Annotated in this window: 16 protein-coding genes; 6 read left to right on the forward strand and 10 right to left on the reverse strand. The window is 60.1% G+C overall.

Annotated features, from left to right (window positions below; translation table 11 throughout):
- Window positions 1–27: 27 nt before the first annotated feature.
- On the reverse strand, window positions 28–744 hold the full coding sequence (locus AC3IUE_RS07845; protein WP_461997364.1) for a TorF family putative porin: 717 nt from the start codon (window positions 742–744) through the stop codon (window positions 28–30).
- 220 nt (window positions 745–964) lie between these two features.
- Window positions 965–1153, reverse strand: coding sequence for a hypothetical protein (locus AC3IUE_RS07850; RefSeq protein WP_017337097.1), 189 nt, complete (start codon window positions 1151–1153; stop codon window positions 965–967).
- Between the two features lie 351 nt (window positions 1154–1504).
- On the opposite strand from AC3IUE_RS07850, the gene AC3IUE_RS07855 reads away from it, so the two are divergent.
- Together AC3IUE_RS07855 and AC3IUE_RS07860 are read left to right on the forward strand one after the other, a co-directional pair.
- Window positions 1505–2341 carry a CvfB family protein gene (locus AC3IUE_RS07855; RefSeq protein WP_033056115.1) on the forward strand — a complete coding sequence of 279 codons (837 nt, stop codon included), beginning with the start codon at window positions 1505–1507 and terminating at the stop codon, window positions 2339–2341.
- A 129-nt stretch (window positions 2342–2470) separates the two neighbouring features.
- Window positions 2471–3403 carry a DMT family transporter gene (locus AC3IUE_RS07860; protein WP_046048101.1) on the forward strand — a complete coding sequence of 311 codons (933 nt, stop codon included), beginning with the start codon at window positions 2471–2473 and terminating at the stop codon, window positions 3401–3403.
- On the opposite strand, the gene AC3IUE_RS07865 is transcribed toward AC3IUE_RS07860, so the two are convergent.
- Window positions 3348–4529: an MFS transporter gene (locus tag AC3IUE_RS07865; RefSeq protein ID WP_489266595.1), complete on the reverse strand. Its 1182-nt coding sequence runs from the start codon at window positions 4527–4529 to the stop codon at window positions 3348–3350. The genes AC3IUE_RS07860 and AC3IUE_RS07865 overlap by 56 nt on opposite strands.
- Window positions 4530–4632: 103 nt before the next feature.
- On the opposite strand from AC3IUE_RS07865, the gene ptrR reads away from it, so the two are divergent.
- Together ptrR and AC3IUE_RS07875 are read left to right on the forward strand one after the other, a co-directional pair.
- Window positions 4633–5526: a putrescine utilization regulator PtrR gene (ptrR, locus tag AC3IUE_RS07870; protein WP_461997367.1), complete on the forward strand. Its 894-nt coding sequence runs from the start codon at window positions 4633–4635 to the stop codon at window positions 5524–5526.
- A gap of 139 nt (window positions 5527–5665) precedes the next feature.
- Complete coding sequence (locus tag AC3IUE_RS07875) at window positions 5666–5794, forward strand: PA1414 family protein (protein ID WP_007914492.1); 129 nt, start codon at window positions 5666–5668, stop codon at window positions 5792–5794.
- A 318-nt stretch (window positions 5795–6112) separates the two neighbouring features.
- On the opposite strand, the gene AC3IUE_RS07880 is transcribed toward AC3IUE_RS07875, so the two are convergent.
- The 5 genes from AC3IUE_RS07880 to speB form a co-directional block, all read right to left on the reverse strand.
- The gene (locus AC3IUE_RS07880) at window positions 6113–6838 is read right to left on the reverse strand and encodes an MBL fold metallo-hydrolase (protein ID WP_489266598.1); all 726 of its coding nucleotides are present in this window, start codon (window positions 6836–6838) and stop codon (window positions 6113–6115) included.
- Between the two features lie 86 nt (window positions 6839–6924).
- On the reverse strand, window positions 6925–8304 hold the full coding sequence (locus AC3IUE_RS07885; RefSeq protein ID WP_150655037.1) for a sodium:solute symporter family protein: 1380 nt from the start codon (window positions 8302–8304) through the stop codon (window positions 6925–6927).
- 174 nt (window positions 8305–8478) lie between these two features.
- Entirely contained in the window at window positions 8479–9990 is a 1512-nt protein-coding gene (locus tag AC3IUE_RS07890) for a purine-cytosine permease family protein (protein ID WP_489266601.1), read from the reverse strand.
- 54 nt (window positions 9991–10044) lie between these two features.
- Window positions 10045–10452 (reverse strand): YybH family protein, encoded by a 408-nt coding sequence (locus AC3IUE_RS07895; RefSeq protein ID WP_008153222.1) that lies wholly within the window; start codon window positions 10450–10452, stop codon window positions 10045–10047.
- A 9-nt stretch (window positions 10453–10461) separates the two neighbouring features.
- Complete coding sequence (speB, locus tag AC3IUE_RS07900) at window positions 10462–11412, reverse strand: agmatinase (RefSeq protein ID WP_008153224.1); 951 nt, start codon at window positions 11410–11412, stop codon at window positions 10462–10464.
- A 364-nt stretch (window positions 11413–11776) separates the two neighbouring features.
- Here speB and AC3IUE_RS07905 point away from each other — a divergent pair, with 364 nt between their 5' ends.
- On the forward strand, window positions 11777–12670 hold the full coding sequence (locus AC3IUE_RS07905) for a LysR family transcriptional regulator (protein WP_007945995.1): 894 nt from the start codon (window positions 11777–11779) through the stop codon (window positions 12668–12670).
- 4 nt (window positions 12671–12674) lie between these two features.
- Window positions 12675–13271 (forward strand): tRNA-uridine aminocarboxypropyltransferase, encoded by a 597-nt coding sequence (locus tag AC3IUE_RS07910; RefSeq protein ID WP_489266605.1) that lies wholly within the window; start codon window positions 12675–12677, stop codon window positions 13269–13271.
- Between the two features lie 139 nt (window positions 13272–13410).
- On the opposite strand, the gene AC3IUE_RS07915 is transcribed toward AC3IUE_RS07910, so the two are convergent.
- Both AC3IUE_RS07915 and AC3IUE_RS07920 read right to left on the reverse strand, forming a co-directional pair.
- Window positions 13411–14790 carry an HlyD family type I secretion periplasmic adaptor subunit gene (locus tag AC3IUE_RS07915; RefSeq protein WP_489266607.1) on the reverse strand — a complete coding sequence of 460 codons (1380 nt, stop codon included), beginning with the start codon at window positions 14788–14790 and terminating at the stop codon, window positions 13411–13413.
- Between the two features lie 9 nt (window positions 14791–14799).
- Entirely contained in the window at window positions 14800–16959 is a 2160-nt protein-coding gene (locus AC3IUE_RS07920; RefSeq protein WP_056742700.1) for a type I secretion system permease/ATPase, read from the reverse strand.
- Window positions 16960–16976: the final 17 nt, after the last annotated feature.

The raw sequence follows: 16976 nt of genomic DNA on the forward strand, positions 1-16976 counted from the left end.
GCAGGATGAGCCTCGCAGTTCAGCCGATCAATAAAAGGCGCGTTCGGCCTTGAGGGTGACCAGCCCATCGCATTGGCTGTTGTGCCCGGAATAGGCGGAGCAGCTGCTGCCACTCAAGCTGGAGTCACTGTAGATCAGGTCCAGGTCGACGCCCATGAACGGGCGGGAAAGTTGCACTGACCAGTCGGTGAAATTGCCTACGTATCCACCGTCGACGGACACCGGCGTGTTGAGCTGGTGGGTGGTGTATTTCATGCTGATCCCGATGCCGAACGGCTGATTGCCGCCGAGGTCGGCGAACACGGTGCTGTTCTGTTTGTCCGGGTCGTTGCTGAAGGCTGCGCCGAAACGGCTGCCCAGAAAGGTCAGACCACCGAAAAGCTCCTGGCTGTCGAGGGTGTCCACTTTCGGGTAGCTGTAACGGATCATGCCGACTTCGTACCCGAGGGTATTATCGAAAGGCTGTTTAAAGCCCATGTAGGAGTCGACTTCAAGGTTGGCCCCAGGCGTTAAACCCATGCTCGGTGCCCATTGGCCCACGTAAAAACCGCTGTCGTGACTCAGGTCGAGCCCACCGTGGAACGAGCCGGTGCTGGAAGGTTTGACCAGCCCCTGGGCCATGCTGCGGCTGGGGGTGGTGCCGAGTTTGAGGTCGAAGTCGCCCAGTTCACGCTGAAAGATTTGCGCATTGGCGACCGAACACGACAGCAGGGTGCCGAGCAATAAATAGGAGGGTTTGAGCATGCGTCACTCCATGACAGCGAGGTGCAGGCACTAAAAACCTACTGAAACGCTTGATCTAGACGTGTGCAAGCATACCGGCGAATGCTCGGCATCGAGGGCCGTTCGTCGATTTTTGAAATATTGGTTTGTTTGCGGGGGGGGGCGAGGAGGGTTCCAGTCCAAGCGCTTCGAAGCTCAAAGCGCTTAGGGACCAGGTGACGCGGCGGATCTTGGGGAAGAGTTACTTCTTGCCCAGGGTGATCTGCTTGGACGGGCCGAACGTCTGGCCGCTGACGCCTTTGGCAATTTGCTGGATCTCTCCGCCGGACTTGAGGAACGCAGCAATCTGGTTGTTGATCGATTCGCTGGTTTCAACGGCTGGAGCTGGCTTTGCTTTGCTGTTGGATGCTTTTACACGCATGGCGGCCATTAACCTATAGAAAATTAACTTGGCCAGGCATCGTACAGGAAATACTTGACAATTGCTTGGTAAATATCCCCCCGAAATACACAGGGCAGATGAAGAATTAATCACAAGTTATTATTCTGAATAGGCCTCTAAGCTGCTGTTTTAACTAAGAACGATCATGAAAAATTACAGTTTTTCGCCTGGTGGACAGGTGAGAGAATCGCCAGAACGGCCTGACGAGCGGCCAGGCGCGTGCGGTAAAACCCAGGAAAATTAAGCCCTTCAGAGGATTTTCTTGCGCCACCGGGCTGGCCAGCGAACGCGGCCCGCAAAACCGGGTAGAATGCCGCCCACGCAATGAGGGTATTGGAAATGGCTTTAGTCGGGCGCTACAACAGTTTGCAAGTGGTTAAACACACTAACTTCGGTTTATATCTGGACGGTGGCGCGGATGGCGAAATCCTCCTGCCTAATCGTTATATTCCCAAAGATATTCCCAGCGAAGATGAAGACTGGCTCAACGTTTTTATTTATCTGGACAGCGATGACAAACTCATCGCAACTACCGAAAAGCCGAAAGTTCAAGTCGGTGAATTCGCCAGTTTAAAAGTCGTTGAAGTCAACAGCATCGGTGTTTTCCTGGATTGGGGTTTGCCGAAGGATCTGTTGCTGCCGTACTCCGAAGAAAAGCGTCAGATGACCGCCGGCGAGTATGTCGTGGTGCACGTCTACCTCGACAAGCACACCCGCCGCATCACCGCGACGGCGCGTCTGGACCGCTACCTCGACAAGACTCCGGCCAACTACACCCCTGGCCAGGAAGTTGATTTGCTGGTTGCCGAAGCCACCGATATGGGCTTCAAGGCGATCATCAACAACAAGCACTGGGGCCTGATTCACAAGAACGAAATCTTCAAGTTCATGCGCGCCGGTAAAGAAGAGAAGGGCTTTATCAAAGAAGTCCGTGCCGACGGCAAGATCAGCTTGAGCCTGCAACCGGTCGGCGAAGAAGCCGCCACCAGCCTGAACTCGAAGATTCTCGCCAAGTTGCGCGACAACAATGGCAGCCTTCCGGTCAGCGACAAGAGCGACCCGACGGTGATCAGCAGTATGTTTGGCGTCAGCAAGGGTAACTTCAAGAAAGCCATCGGTGCGTTGTACAAGAACGGCCAGATCGTTATTCACGCCGATCGCATTGAACTGAGCTGACCTCGCACCCGCCCTCATGTGACGCGATTGCATAGGGTTGGACTGTGATGAAAAAGTCCCGGCCCTGTGTCGGGGCTTTGCTTTTTACTGTCGAGTGACTGCCATGTTTTGTGTTGTCGAGGTGTTCCGGTGAGCGCCACCCGGCGCAGTGCCGATGGGTTTGCCCTGCAAGTGATGATTGGGTTGTGCCTGATCTGGGGTGTTCAGCAGGTGATGATCAAGTGGGCGGCGCCAGACATCGCGCCGGTCATGCAAGCCGCCGGGCGCTCGGGTATTTCCGCGTTGCTCGTAGGACTGTTGATCTGCTGGAAAGGCGGCTGGGATCAAGTGGGCAACACCTGGCGCGGTGGACTACTGGCTGGCGCGCTTTTTGGCCTGGAGTTCTTCTTCATTTCCGAAGGCTTGCAACTGACCACGGCCGCGCACATGTCGGTGTTCCTTTACACCGCGCCAATCTTCACCGCATTGGGCGTTCATTGGCTGTTGCCGAGCGAGCGTTTAAGGCCGGTCCAGTGGCTGGGGATTTTCCTCGCCTTCGTCGGGATCGCCATCGCCTTTGCCGGCGGGGTGTCGTGGGACAACCTCGATCACCGCATGTTGATGGGCGATGCGCTGGGCGTGCTGGCTGGCGCGTCATGGGGGGCAACCACGGTGGTGGTGCGCGCTTCGCGCCTGTCGGAAGCGCCGGTGACGCTGACGCTGTTCTATCAATTGATTGTCGGTTTCGTTGGCCTGTTGCTGATCGCGATCCTCAGCGGCCAGGTCACCCACGTCAGCCTGACCACCGTGGCGGTGGCCAGTGTGTTGTTCCAGGGATTGGTGGTGTCGTTCTTCAGTTACCTGACCTGGTTCTGGCTGTTGCGCCGTTATCTGGCGGCGAACCTGGCGGTGTTTTCGTTCATGACGCCGCTGTTCGGCGTCACGTTCGGCGTGGTGCTGCTGGGCGAAGAGCTGAGCTTTAACTTCGTTGTCGGCGCGGTGCTGGTGTTGTTGGGTATCACGTTTGTCAGCGCTGAGCAGTGGGTGCGCCGTCGCTTGCGCAAAGCCCTTGGGCAGAGCTGACCGGGCGCAATAACAGACCGCCGGCGACAATCAAACCACCGCCGGCGAACACCAGCGCGGGCTGCAAACCACCGCTGAAGTGGCTGCTCAATGCGGCCAGCAACGGCCCGCTGAGCTGGCCCACGGCGAAGCACGCCGTCAGCAGCCCGGCGTTGCGCTGGGTGGCGTGGGGCGCCAGCTCCCGGGAACGTTGCATCACCAATTGCATGCAGGCCAGGAACGGCGTGCCGCAGAGGATCACGCCCAAGGCCAGGCCTGGGCCGCTGCCCAACAAGCAGGCGAAGACCCCGGCGGCTTGCAGCCACAACGTCGCCATTAGCCAATAACGAGTGCCCTGCGGGTGTTGTCGACGCAGACTCACCAGCACCACCCCGATGGCCGAAGCAAGACCGAAGCAAGGCCAGAACAGATCGGCCTGCCATTGGCCATGGAACTGCGCGTTGGCCATTTGCGAGAGGAAAGTGGCCGGAATGATGTAGCCCAAACCGTATAGACCATAGACCACGCCTAAACGGCCGATGCCACGATTACCCGAGTCAGCGACGCTGGGAGCGGCAGCCACGCTCGTGGCCGGTTGCGGCAGGAACGGCAGAATCCCCAGCAGCATCGCCAGCCCGACACCGGCATACACCAGCCACAAGACTGCAGAAGTCTGCCCCAGCAGGTTCGATCCCAAGGCCAGCAAGCCCGTCAGAAAAATCCCCAAACCCGGTCCGGCAAATACCAGGGCGCCAAGCCGTGGGCGACCGGCCGCCGCGGCCAACGGCTGGCTCAACGCAGTGATCATCACCAGCACCCAGGCGCTGGCCACGCCGGTGCCGAACCGCAGCACCAGATGGGACCAAAACCCGTTGGCCCAGAACGAGGCCAACGTCAGCAATACACAAAGCCATAAACCGCCCAGCAAACGCCGGCGGACTTGCTCGGGGCGGCGAGAGAACATCGCGTCCACCGCACCGACGAAGTAGCCGAGGTAGTTGGCCGCAGCAATCAGACCGGCGGCGGTCAGGTCGATCTGACCTTCGCTGAGCAGGTGTGGCAACTGAGGCGTGAGGGCGAAACGCCCGATGCCCATGGCCATCATCAGGGCGATGAAACTGGCGAGTAAGCGAATCAGAGGGGACATGGTCTGAATTCCAGCAGAGGATCAATGACCGTCAGGCTAGGACTGATTGACTTTCTTTTAAAATGAATAATAGTGAGTAACTTGTTCTGATTTGGAGAAAGGTGTGGAATTCAGCCAATTGCGGATTTTCCAGGCAGTAGCGGAGGAGGGTTCCATCACCCGCGCTGCCGAACGCCTGCACCGGGTGCCATCGAACCTGTCGACCCGGCTTAAACAGCTGGAAGAGCAACTCGGTGTAGAACTGTTCGTGCGTGAACGTCAGCGTTTGCAGTTGTCGCCTGCGGGAAAAGTCCTGCTGGACTACACCGCCAAGTTGTTCAATCTGCGCGACGAAGCTCAAGCGGCGGTGCAGGGCGGGCAACCGGCCGGGGACTTCGTACTCGGCACCATGTACAGCACGGCGGCGATTCATCTGCCGGGGTTGTTGGCGCGTTATCACCGCACTTATCCGGCGGTGAACCTGCAAGTGCAGTCCGGGCCAAGCGGCGAATTGCTTGAAGGTTTGCTCACCGGTCGCCTCGATGCGGCGCTGGTGGACGGTCCGCTGGAGCTGGCCGGGCTCGACGGCGTGCCGTTGTGCGACGAACGGCTGGTGCTGATCAGTGAGGCTGATCACCCGCCGATCCTCAGCGCGCTGGATGTGGAAGGGCGCTCGGTGTTCACGTTTCGGCAGGGTTGTTCCTACCGGATGCGCCTGGAAGCCTGGTTCTCCCATTACCACGCGGCCATGGGCCGGGCGATGGAAATCGAGTCTTATCCGGGGATGCTCGCTTGCGTGATCGCCGGCTCAGGCGTGGCGCTGATGTCGGAGTCGATGCTCGCCAGCCTGCCGGGCCGCGAAAGCGTGGCGGTGCATCCGTTGGCCGAGCCATTTGCCAGTGCCACCACGTGGCTGATGTGGCGTAAAGGCATGGTCGGGGCAAACTTGAACGCCTGGCTTGAGCAGCAACAATTGATCTATCCGTCGGCGCCGAGTCAGGCTCGGGCGATGGCTTGAACTATCGGTCAGGTATTTTGATCAATTCAGTAACAGATCATTGCGACTTTGGGCGAGCATTGCGTAGGACTTCGGACTATTATCAGTGCGAAGTGGCTACAGAATTTTGGCCACTCGGCACTACCCTGAAGGGGGCACCATGAAAGAGAAAATCCAAAACTGGCTGCACGACCTGGGTGTTGCGCTCGGTTTGATCGAACCGCCTCTGCAACCTGTGCCTATTCGCACTGACGACGAACAACGCCGACGCCAGCAGCGTCGCCGGTAAACGTAACGCAGCCGTTGTTGTAGCAGCTGCCGAGCACCGCGAGGCTGCGTTCGGCTCGGGCCGCGTTCGGACGGAGCAGGCGTAAACCCTGCGTGCAGGATTTTCCTGACACACCGCATCGTCTGACTTCACGACGGCTTCTCCGCCGAACGCAGCCTCGCGGTGCTCGGCAGCTGCTACAGGGGCCCAGGCGAATTCAAGAGAGTGGGCGGGCTTAGTGTCTTCCGATCTCCATCAAAAACCGGCTGCTTCTTTATCCAATCCCAATTGCGCCAGGCTCGCGTTGTCGTCGAAGTCATCCTGACTCTCCAGCAGGCTTCAGGCGTGCAAGCGCTGCCACTCGTCAATCATCGTGCGCAAATGCTCTCCGGAAAAACTCCCGAAATGCCCGCCATGCACCGTGCGGATCGGCAACTCGCGCAAACGCTGCAGGCTGCGGGCGTAGTCGTTGAGGTTGGAGTGGTAGGCGTCTTCGATCAGCGGCCCGTCGTAGATGATGTCGCCGCTGAACAGGGTCTCGGTCGCGGCTTCGTACAGGCTGATGCCGCCCGGTGAATGCCCCGGCGTATGCAGCACTTGCAGCGTGCGGTTGCCCAGGTCCAGCACGTCGCCTTCTTCGATCAGGCCGGTGGCTGGTGCAGCTTTGACCCGGTATTCGGCGTAGCACAACGGGCAGTCGGGATGCGCCTCGAACATCTCGTCGCCGACAAACGCCGTGCTCAAGGTGTTTTCACCGTCCGGCGCGGCGAGGATGTCCGCTTCAGCCGGATGCACCAGCCGTTCAGGGAATTCGTGATGCCCGGCGATGTGGTCGAAATGGCAATGACTGGCCACGGCTACAAGCGGCCGTTCGGTGATCCACGGCAGTTGCTCGCGCAGGCTGACCAGCCCGGAACCGCTGTCGAGCAGCAAGTCCTTGTCGCGACCCTGAATGTGCCAGAGGTTGCAGCGATAGAAGGGGCGGATGTACGGCTCGTGAATCAGGCGAATGCCGTCACTGAGCTGTTTCACTTCGAACCACTGATCGCGAGAAACAATCTTCATCAAAGGTTTTTCTCCAGACGAAAAAAAACGGGTGTGGCAACCGACGCCACACCCGTCGAAGAAAGCATCAAGTCGTTATGTTCAGCTTAGGCGGCGCTGGCCACCGCTGCAGGGCGAGGGGACAGCAAGCTGACCACCACGAAACTCACCAGACCCACACCGAGGCTGTAGTAGATCGGGGTGTTGGCATCCAGACCGTCTTTGAACATGAACACCAACGCGGTGGCGAAGCCCATGCCCATGCTGGCGATAGCGCCGGCGGTGTTTGCGCGTTTCCAGAAAATCGCACCGATCAGCGGGATCAGCATGCCGCCCACCAGCAGGTTGTACGCCAGGGTCAGGGCGCTGATCACGTCATTCACGACCAGAGCGATGCCGAGTACCACGATGCCGGTCAACAGGGTGAACAGGCGGTTGATGCCCAGCGTCGACTGTTTGCCGCCGCGCAGTTTCGGCAGCAGGTCTTCGGTCAGGGTGGTGGCGGCGGCGAGCAGGCCGGCGCTGGCGGTGGACATCATGGCCGCCAGGGCAGCCGCAATCACCAGGCCACGGATACCGTCCGGCAGGGACAGTTTGACGATGGCGGCGAAGGCGTTGTTGACGTTGTCCAGGTCCGGGATCAGCACATGAGCGGCCATGCCGATCAGGGCGCAGGCCAGTCCGTAAAGGATGCAGTAGAAGCCTGCGAATGTACCGGCGACCTGAGCCACTTTGGCGCTCTTGACGGTGAACACACGCTGCCAGATGTCTTGGCCGATCAGGATCCCGAAGAAGTAGATCATGAAGTAGGTGATGATGGTGTCCCAGCCAATCGTGGTGAAGCTGAAGGCGGTTGCCGGCAGTTTCAACACCAACTCATCCCAACCACCGACGCGGTACAGGCAGATTGGCAACAGGATGAACATCAGGCCCACGGTCTTGATGACGAACTGGACGATGTCGGTCAGGGTCAGGGACCACATACCGCCGATCGCCGAATAAATCACCACCACGCCACCCCCGACCAATACCGACAGCCAGAACGGCAGGTCGAACAGCACTTGCAGCACGGTGCCAATGGCCAGGATCGAGACCACGCCGATCATCAGCGCATACGCCAGCATGATCACCGCGCTCGCGGAGCGGGCCATCGGGTTGTAGCGTTTTTCCAGCACCTGGGTAACGGTGTAGATTTTCAGTTTCAGCAGCGGTTTGGCGAGGAACAGGTTCAGCGCCACGATCCCGCAACCGAGGGCCGCGCAGAGCCAGAAACCGGAGATGCCATGGACGTAGCCCAGGCGCACGGTGCCGACGGTAGAGGCGCCGCCCAGAACGGTTGCGGCCATGGTGCCCATGTACAGGCTCGGGCCGAGGTTACGACCGGCGACCAAAAAGTCTTCGTTGGTCTTGGCCTTGCGCATGCCGTAGTAGCCGAGTATCAGCATCGCGGCGGCGTAGATGAGTACGACGAATAAATCCAATGCCATGATGGCGTGTCTCCGATTGTCTTTTTTATGGTGAAACAAAGGCGTTTCTGTGGAATTGCTCTCTGTGGGAGCGAGACCGGCTTGCCGGCGAAAGCGGTCTTGCAGTCACATCATCGTTGGATGTGCTGCCGTCATCGCCGGCAAGCCGGTCTCGCTCCCACAGGTAGATCAGTGTCAGGCGGGCTGACGTAATTCAGGCTTTATCGTGGCGCTGGCACCCTTGCTGCGTGAATCGTTTGGACCGAACACCGCGGCCGATTCCGGGAACAGGCTCAGCAGCGCCAGGTACACCAGCGACGCCAGGCCAAGGGTGACCGGCAAGCTGATGTCGATGCCGCCGGCCAGTTCACCGAGCGGACCCACGAACTGCCCCGGCAGGTTCACAAAGCACAAGCCCACCGCAGCACTCGGGATCCAGGCACCCAGCCCACGCCAGTTCCAGCCATGCGTGAACCAGTAACGACCACCTTTCTCGCCGCGGGTGAACACTTGCAGGTCATCCGGGCAGTAGAAGCCGCGACGCACCAGCAGACCGATGATCATGATCACCATCCACGGGGTGGTGCAGGTGATGATCAGCACGGCGAAGGTCGACACGCTCTGCACCAGGTTCGCCGCAAAGCGTCCGATGAAGATGAAGGCAATCGACATCACGCCAATCAGCAGCGTGGCCTTGACCCGCGACAGCACTCGAGGGAACACGCTGGACATGTCCAGCCCGGTGCCATAGAGCGAGGTGGTGCCGGTGGACATGCCGCCGATCACCGCAATCAGGCACACCGGCAGAAAGAACCAGCTCGGCGAGACGGCCAGCAGGCCGCCGACGTAGTTGTTGGCGGCGATGTAGTCCGGTGCCTTGATCGCTACGATGGTGGCAGTGGCGAGGCCGAACAGGAACGGGATAAAGGTTGCGATTTGCGAGATCACCACCGCCGCCATGATCCGGCGCTTGGAGGTGTCACGCGGGATGTAACGCGACCAGTCACCGAGGAACGCGCCGAAGGAAATCGGGTTGCTCATCGCGACCAGCGCAGCGCCGATGAAGGCCGCCCAGAAACCCGGTTGGCCCATGCTGACGGTGCCGGCGTAGTTCACATCGAACGGACCGATGAAGGCGAAGATGCCCAGCAGGAACAGCAGGCTGGCGCTCCATACCGCGATCTTGTTGACCCACAGCAGGAAGCGGAAACCGTAGATGCACACGGTCAGCACCAGGATCGCGAACAGACCGTAGGCCAGGCCCAGGGTCAGGTCGGTTTCCGGAAGACCGATCAGGCGTTTGGCGCCACCGATCAGCGCATCACCCGAACTCCACACCGAGAGCGAGAAGAAGGCGATGGCGGTCAACAACGACAGAAACGAACCGACGATCCGCCCGTGCACGCCGAAGTGCGCACCGGAAGACACGGCGTTGTTAGTGCCATTAATCGGGCCGAACAGGCCCATTGGCGCAAGGATCAGCGAACCCAGCAATACACCCAGCACAATCGCCCAGACGCCCGCCTGAAAAGACAGGCCGAACAGGACCGGGAAACTGCCGAGTACGGCGGTTGCAAAAGTGTTGGAACCCCCAAAGATCATCCGGAACAAGTCCGTCGGGCCTGCGGTGCGTTCGCTGTCCGGGATCTGTTCGACCCCGTAGGTTTCAATGTGCGTAAGGCTTTGGTCTTTGTTGTTGTTATTCATGATCAGCTCCGATCATAAAGGCGCGCTCATCGTGTGTGAGCGTCACCTGTTTGGCTAAGGGGTTGGCAGCCCTTCCGGCATCGCGGACAAATGTTCGTGGCAGGCCAGCCATAGGCCTTGTTGTTGTCGGCGAAACACAATCGTCTCGCGCTCCTGGCTGAAGTGTTGCTCCCCTTGCATGCGCAGCTCGGTGGCCACGTCATGGATGAAAATCGCCACGTCACCCTGCAGGCTGACGAAGGCGTTGCTCGAGGTGCACGAAAGCACCTCGAAGCCATCCTCCGAGCGCCAGGTGTCCCACAACGCCTGATAGGCATCGCGCGACAGCAGGGGCTGCTCGAGGGTGTAGAACACGAAGCTGGCGTCGGTGCTGAACGCACCGAAGTAGGCTTCGCGATCGTTACGGGCAAAGGCGGCTACCAGATCGGCAGCGGCCTGGAGTACCTGATCACGTTCGTTCACGACCAATCCTCAGCGGTGGACTACGCCAGGCAGTACGCAGAGCATTTCGTACAGCAGGTTGGCGGCCAGCAGCGAGGTGTTGCCGGTGGTGTCGTAAGCGGGCGAGACTTCTACCAGATCGCAGCCGACCAGGTCGAGGCCTTGGCAACCGCGAACGATTTCAATCGCCTGAATGGTCGTCAGACCACCGATTTCCGGGGTGCCGGTGCCTGGCGCCCACGCTGGATCGATGCCGTCGATGTCGAAACTCAGGTACACCGGACCGCCGCCGACTTTCTCGCGAACTTCGGCCATCAGCGGGGCCAGGGATTTGTGCCAGCACTCTTCGGCCTGAACCACACGGAAGCCCTGATTGCGGCTCCAGTTGAAGTCGTCAGCGGTGTAGCCCTGAGCGCGCAGACCGATTTGCACCACGCGGTCCGGATCCAGAAGGCCTTCTTCAACAGCGCGACGGAAGGTGGTGCCGTGGGCGATTTTCTCGCCGAACATGTGATCGTTCACATCCGCGTGAGCGTCGATGTGCACCAGGCCGACCTTGCCGTGCTTCTTATGAATCGCACGCAGGATTGGCAGGGTGATGGTGTGGTCACCGCCGAGGGTCAGGGGGATCACATTGTGTTCGAGGATCTTGTGGTAGGACTCTTCGATGATCCGTACCGCGTCCAGCAGGTTGAACGTGTTGATCGCCACGTCACCGATGTCGGCAACCGACAGCGAGTCGAACGGCGCAGCGCCGGTAGCCATGTTGTACGGGCGGATCATTACCGATTCAGCGCGGATTTCGCGAGGTCCGAAACGGGTGCCGGGGCGCAGGGAAGTGCCGATGTCCAGCGGGACGCCAACGAAGGCAGCATCCAGACCGGCAGCGGTTGGCACATGGGGAAGTCGCATCATGGTGGCGATGCCGCCGAAGCGCGGCATTTCATTGCCGCCCAGTGGTTGGTGAAGAATCTTGTCCACGGGTAAGGCCTCATCGTCGTTGTTTTATTTATGTCGGTTGCGCAGGTCGGGGAGACGCAGGCACCGCTGTGGGGTGATTCTGCGAAATGTAGTGGCCGGGAAGAATCGCTACGGACAAATACTTAGTTCAGATTTTTCTAAACTAATGGTCGCGGCGGCGATAGACTCGCAGTGTTCCTGTAGCAGCTGCCGAGCACCGCGAGGCTGCGTTCGGCTGCGAAGCAGTCGTAAAACCTGAGCGCGAGGATTTTCTGAAACACCGCATCGCCTGATTTCACGACTGCTTCGCAGCCGAACGCAGCCTCGCGGTGCTCGTCAGCTGCTACGGGTTCTATGTCTGACTGTGTTTTTGCTGGAGAGCCCCATGGCCAACGCATTACCCGACCTGAAACTGTTGCGCATCTTCGTCAGCGTGGTTCGCCATCAGGGGTTTGCCAACGCCCAGCAAGAGCTCAATCTCTCGACCTCGGCCATCAGCACTTACATGAGCCAGCTCGAAGCCGCCCTCGGCCTGGTCCTCTGCCATCGCGGCCGCGGTGGTTTCAGCCTGACCAGCAAGGGCGAGCTGTTTCACCAGGAAACCCTGCGTTTGCTCGGTGAACTCGAAGGCTTCGAACAATACGCCGCGGCGCTCAAGGGCGAACTGCGCGGCACCTTGAACCTCGGCGTCATCGACTCGACTGTCAGCGACAAGGCCTTACCCTTCGCCGAAGCCATTGGCGCTTACAGCCAGGAACACCCGGCCGTGCATTTGCATTTGTCGGTGATGAGCCCCTACGAACTGCAACTCGGCGTGCAGGACAACCGCCTCGACCTGGCCATCGGCGCGTTCTCCACGCGCATGAGCGGTCTGGTCTACATGCCGCTGTACCGCGAGCAACACTGGTTGTATTGCAGCAGTCGTCATCCGCTGTTCACTGAGCGGCGCATTCCCGAGCAAGTCATCACCCAGCAACGCATGGTTGGCCGCGGCTACTGGAGCCAGGCGGAACTGGCACGCCACGGTTTCAAGCACAGTGCGGCGACGGTGGAAAGTATGGAGGCGCAGCTGATTCTGGTGCTGTCCGGTGCCTACATCGGTTACCTGCCGGAGCATTACGCCCAGGCGTGGGCTGACAAGGGCGATCTGCGAGTGCTGCTGCCGGCGACTTTCGGTTATCAGGCGCCGTTTTCGATGATCGTGCGTCGTGGCCGCAGCCGCGAGCCGTTGATCCAGACCTTTCGCGACCTGCTCAAAGCACAACTGAATCAGGCTTGAAAAAATGTCCAGAATCCAATGTCCGCGCTGCCTGCGCCCGCAAACTCACTGTTTGTGCCCACTGATCCCGAGCCTCGACAGCCGCACCCGAGTGCTGTTGTTGCAGCATCCCAGCGAAGTGAACCACGCGCTGAACACCGCGCGGTTGGCGGCGTTGGGGTTGAAGAATGCCGAGTTGATAGTGGGCGAAGTGTTCGAGGATTTGCCGGCATTGTTGAATCAGCCGGGTTATCAGGCGCGGCTGCTGTTTCCTGCCGATGATGCGCAGCCGTTGCAGGCTTACACGGCTACTGATCAACCATTGTTGCTGGTGGTCCCGGACGGCACCTGGCGCAAGGCGCGCAAGATGCTGCACCTCAACCCGCTGCTGGCGGCGCTGCCGAGGGTGACGTTGGCGCAGGGCGGGGTGTCGAGGTATCGATTGCGCAAAGCACCGGGGCCGGGCGCGTTGTCGACGGTGGAGGCGATTGTTCAGGCGTTGCAGACCCTCGAAGCACCGACCACTTTCGAGCCGTTGCTACGGCCGTTCGAAGCGTTGATCGAGGGGCAGATTGCGGCGATGGGGGAGGAGACCTTTCGGCGCAATCATCGGCCGAAATGATCATTGCCTGTGCGGGCCTCATCGCGAGCAGGCTCGCTCCCACAGTTGACCGAGTTCCTCCAGAAGAAATGCAATCCACTGTGGGAGCGAGCCTGCTCGCGATAGCGGTAGAACAATCACAGAAAATCCCGGCCAGAGACTAACGTTCGCGCATCGCCTCGGTCCGGGCTTTGAGCACCGGTTTGAGCAAGTAATCCAACACGCTTTTTTCCCCGGTAATGATATCCACCGTCGCCACCATCCCCGGAATGATCAGCAATGGTTTGATGTCGCCACCCAGGTGGTTTTTATCCGTCCTCACCTGAATCAAATAGAAGCTGTTGCCCTTGTCATCCGTAATCGTGTCCGCGCCAATCAACTCCAGCTTCGCACTCAACCCGCCATAAATCGTGTAGTCGTAAGCACTGAACTTGACCATGGCTTTCTGCCCCGGGTGCAGAAACGCCACGTCCTGCGGCCGGACCTTGGCCTCGATCAGCAAGTTGCCTTCAATGGGCACGATTTCCACCATGTCGCTGCCCGGCTGGACCACGCCGCCGATGGTGTTGACCTTCAGCACTTTGATAATCCCGTGAACCGGCGACACCACCGTGGTGCGGGTTACGCGGTCATCGATCGCAATGCTCGATGCCGTGATTTTCGACAGGTCGGTGCGTTTTTCATTTAGCTCTTTCGCCGCGTCGGAGCGGAAGGATTGTTCCGACTCGTCAATCTTGCTTCTGATCTCATTGATCGCCGATTCCGCCCGGGGAATCGCCAGAGTCGTGGCGTTCAATGAACCGCGAATTTCCACCGCGCTGCGTTTTAGTCGCAAAATTTCCACCGGCGAAACCGCCCCCGTGCCCACCAGTGGCGCGGACATGTTCATCTCTTGTTGCAGCAACGCCAGGCTTGAACTGAACTGCCCCTGCTTGGAGCGGAACTCCGCCAGCTCCTGGGTTTTCTGCCGAAGTTGCTCACTCAAGGTGCGCTGTTCGCTGGCCAGTCGACGTTGCCGTTGCTCGTACAGCGAGCGCTCGTCTTCGGCCACTTGCGGCGCCTTGGCGATCACTTCGGGGGACAGCTTGAATGGCCGGCCTTCCGCTTCGGCCGACAGCCGTTCGACCTGCGCGATCAGCGCATAACGATCCGCCTCGCTTTCGCCCTTGTTCGACAGGAATCGAGTGTCATCGAGGCGCAGCAAGGTGTCGCCCTTGTTCACCATTTGCCCTTCGCGCACGAAGATCTCAGTGACGATGCCGCCCTCCAGGTTCTGGATCACTTGAACTTTGCTCGACGGAATCGCCTTGCCTTCGCCCATGGTCACTTCCTGAAGCACCGCAAACTTGGCCCAGACCACCGCGGTGATAATCAGCGCAGCCGCCAGCCACACGGTAATCCGCGACCAGCGTGGTGAATCCTGCAACGAGGCGCCGGCGGTTTCGGGCATGAATTCGCTTTCGGCGCTTTTGCTGAAACTGCCGAAGTAGCCGCGTGGCTTCGAATTAGAGCGCGACGCGTCGGATGATGAACGGGCCATGGCTAGCTCCTAGACAGCCGCAGAGCCGACACGGCCCTTGCGCAGTGCATCGATGACCACTTCCTTCGGACCGTCGGCGACGATCCGCCCGTTGTCCAGCACCACCAGCCGATCCACCAGGCTGAGCATCGAGGTGCGGTGGGTCACCAGCAGCAGGGTTTTGCCCTGGACCCAGCGGTGGAGTTTTTGCCGCAGAACGTCTTCGCTGCTGTTGTCCATGGCGCTGGTGGGTTCGTCGAGCAACATGATCGGCGGATCCAGCAACAACGCGCGGGCCAGCAACACCGCCTGACGTTGCCCGCCGGACAGCAGTTGTCCGCGCTCACCCACTGGCCGGTCGAAGCCTTGCGGATGCTGACGCGCCAGCTCGGTGACGCCGGTCAGTTCGGCGACTTCGAGCATCCGTGAATCGCTGATGTAGCGTGCGCCGAGGGTCAGGTTGTCGCGCAGGCTGCCGGCTAACAGCGGCAGGTCATGGGCGACGTAACCGATTTGCTGGCGCAGGTCGGCGACGTCCAGTTGCCGCAGGTCCAGGCCATCGAGCAGCAGCTGGCCTTCTTCCGGTGCGTAGAAACCCATCACCAGCCGCGCCAACGTACTTTTGCCCGAGCCGCTGCGACCGATGATGCCGATCCGCTCGCCGGGTTTCACGCTGAAACTGATGTTGGCCAACGCCGGAGCGTTCTGGCCGTTGTAGTGGAACGTTACACTGCTGACGTCTATCGCGCCTTGCAGTTGCGTGCGTTCCAGCGGCCGTTGTTTGGCGTCGCGTTCCTGCGGCAAGGACATCAGCGCATCGGTACTTTTCATGGTCAGTTGCGCTTGCTGATAGCGCGTGATCAAACCGGCAATCTGCCCCAGCGGCGCGAGCACCCGACTGCCGAGCATGTAGGTCGCCACCAGCGCGCCGACGCTGAGGTTGCCGGCGATGATGCTGTAGACCCCAGCGACGATGGTCGCCATGCCGGAGAATTGCTGGATGAACAGCGTGCCGTTGGTGGCCAGCGCCGAGAGGTTGCGCGCATGGCTGTCGAGGCGGGTGAGGGCGCCGTGGGTGCTTTCCCATTTGTGCTGGCGTTCGCTTTCGGCACTGCAGGCCTTGAGAGTTTCCAGACCGCCGAGGGTTTCGATCAGCAGCGCCTGGCGTTCGGCGCCCAGGGTCAGGCTTTTCTGTACGGTGTCGCGCAGGCGCACCTGGATCACCATCGCGAAGATGATCGTGATCGGAAACGCCAGCAACGGAATCACCACCAGCCAGCCGCCGAGCAGGCCGATCACCACCAGCATCAGCACGGCAAAGGGCAGGTCGATCAGGCTTGTCAGCGTCACCGCGGTGAGGAATTCCCGCAGGCCCTGGAAGTCATGGATGCTTTGGGCGAAACCACCAATGGTCGCCGGCCGCGCTTTCATCGCCATGCCGGTAATGCGTTCGAACAACGTGGCCGAAAGGATCACGTCGGTTTTCTTCCCGGCGGTGTCCAGCAGGTGCGCACGCACCACCCGCAATACCAGTTCGAAACCGGTGCCGATCAGCAAGCCGATGGACAGCACCCACAATGTCGACGTGGCCTGGTTCGGCACCACCCGGTCGTAGGTCTGCATCACGAACAACGGCACCATCATCCCCAGCAGGTTGATCAGAAAACTTGCCAGAATCGCATCACTGTACAGCCACTTCGACAGCTTCAAAGTGTCGCGAAACCACGCTTCAACCCGCGGCACCAGCGGCGAGCGCAAGTCTTCGAGTTCATGCCGTGGCCGCGCGAACAAGGCCTGGCCGCTGTAATTCTCGGCCAGTTCGTCCGTGCTGACCCATTGTTCACCGCCGTCGGCTTCGCTCGGCAAAATCAGCAACTGCCCGTCATCGCCGAAGCGTCGCAGAACGGCCGTACGGCCGTTGTTGAGGATCAGCATCACAGGCAGGTTGAGGGCGGAAATGTCCGCCAGTTCACGGCGCAGCAATCGCGCCTGCAAACTGGCCCGGGCCGCTGCGCGAGGCAGCAGGTCCAGGCTCAGACGTTGCTTGTTCAGGGGCAGCCCGGCACTCAGGCTGGCGCGACTGACCGTCGCGCCGTGGAGTTTGCAGAGGATCAACAGACCGTCCAGAAGCGGGTCATCGAAGCTCAGGCGCGGATCGACACCGATGTTGCCGGGTTCCATGCTGGTCACATTGATCTCTCCACAGG

The organism is Pseudomonas sp. GL_093, assembly GCF_057837605.1.

Excerpts from the sequence above, each read along its gene's own strand:
- AC3IUE_RS07915 (WP_489266607.1), bottom strand. The coding sequence starts at position 14,790 with ATGGCCCGTTCATCATCCGACGCGTCGCGCTCTAATTCGAAGCCACGC.
- AC3IUE_RS07865 (WP_489266595.1), bottom strand. The coding sequence starts at position 4,529 with ATGTCCCCTCTGATTCGCTTACTCGCCAGTTTCATCGCCCTGATGATG.
- AC3IUE_RS07905 (WP_007945995.1), top strand. The coding sequence starts at position 11,777 with ATGGCCAACGCATTACCCGACCTGAAACTGTTGCGCATCTTCGTCAGC.
- AC3IUE_RS07845 (WP_461997364.1), bottom strand. The coding sequence starts at position 744 with ATGCTCAAACCCTCCTATTTATTGCTCGGCACCCTGCTGTCGTGTTCG.
- AC3IUE_RS07890 (WP_489266601.1), bottom strand. The coding sequence starts at position 9,990 with ATGAATAACAACAACAAAGACCAAAGCCTTACGCACATTGAAACCTAC.
- AC3IUE_RS07875 (WP_007914492.1), top strand. The coding sequence starts at position 5,666 with ATGAAAGAGAAAATCCAAAACTGGCTGCACGACCTGGGTGTTGCGCTC.
- AC3IUE_RS07910 (WP_489266605.1), top strand. The coding sequence starts at position 12,675 with ATGTCCAGAATCCAATGTCCGCGCTGCCTGCGCCCGCAAACTCACTGT.
- AC3IUE_RS07850 (WP_017337097.1), bottom strand. The coding sequence starts at position 1,153 with ATGGCCGCCATGCGTGTAAAAGCATCCAACAGCAAAGCAAAGCCAGCT.
- AC3IUE_RS07855 (WP_033056115.1), top strand. The coding sequence starts at position 1,505 with ATGGCTTTAGTCGGGCGCTACAACAGTTTGCAAGTGGTTAAACACACT.
- AC3IUE_RS07880 (WP_489266598.1), bottom strand. The coding sequence starts at position 6,838 with ATGAAGATTGTTTCTCGCGATCAGTGGTTCGAAGTGAAACAGCTCAGT.
- AC3IUE_RS07885 (WP_150655037.1), bottom strand. The coding sequence starts at position 8,304 with ATGGCATTGGATTTATTCGTCGTACTCATCTACGCCGCCGCGATGCTG.